Source organism: Vibrio sp. 811 (assembly GCF_033339195.1).
This window is the reverse complement of the sequence record NZ_JAWOUB010000321.1, coordinates 1-762: the sequence shown is the minus strand read 5'-3', so window position 1 is coordinate 762 and position 762 is coordinate 1. Positions and strand designations below refer to the sequence as shown.

General features: G+C 49.0%; 1 protein-coding gene. It reads right to left on the bottom strand.

Annotated elements, in window-relative coordinates; genetic code table 11:
• A partial coding sequence (locus R7Q46_RS26615; RefSeq protein ID WP_318078146.1) for an MFS transporter occupies window positions 1-762 on the bottom strand: 762 nt, incomplete at both ends.

Sequence of the window (762 nt, the reverse complement as noted above, 5' to 3'; positions counted from 1 at the left end):
CATGCCACCGATGTTCGCCAATCCGTAAAGTAGAGTCGGGATATGGCGGTTAGAGTTGAACACCTTGTCAGAGATGATGCCTGATAGGATTGCACCTGCTAGACCCGCGATAGGGTATGTAGACATTGCGAAGCCAGCGTCAATCAGTGAGTAACCTTTTGCTTCTTGTAGGTAAAGCACTGCCCAAGAAGACATCGCGTAGCGAGAGATGTACATCGCTGCACACGCTGCTGCAATTAGCCAAACGGTTGGTTGCTTCAGGATGAACATTTGAGCGCGACGAGTTGCTTGCGGATCGTTCTTTTTCTTGATCTCAGGTTCTTCGTCGAATGCTGTTGCTGAATCTGGCAAACCGTAAGTTTGTGGACGGTCCTTTAGGATGAAGAACATACAAATCGCTGCTGCAATCGCTGCAATACCCGCACCGATGAAACCTGCGCGCCAACCGAAGTAGCTCACTAGAGACGCCGTTAGGATCCAAGTGATACCTTCACCGATGTTACGTGAGCCACCCCAGATAGAGTAACGGCTACCACGTTGTTTTGGTGAGAACCATTGGAACAGAGACACACAAGACGGTGCTGAACCAACAGATTGGAACCAGCCGTTTAGACCCCAAAGCAGAACAAAGAAGAATGCCGTGGTGTTCAAACCCATGAATACTGCGGTGATACCAGACAGTAGTAGAGAGAACGACATAAATCGGCCAATGTTGGCATAGTCAGAAAGGAAGCCGTTCGAGAACTTACCAAAAGCGTAAGT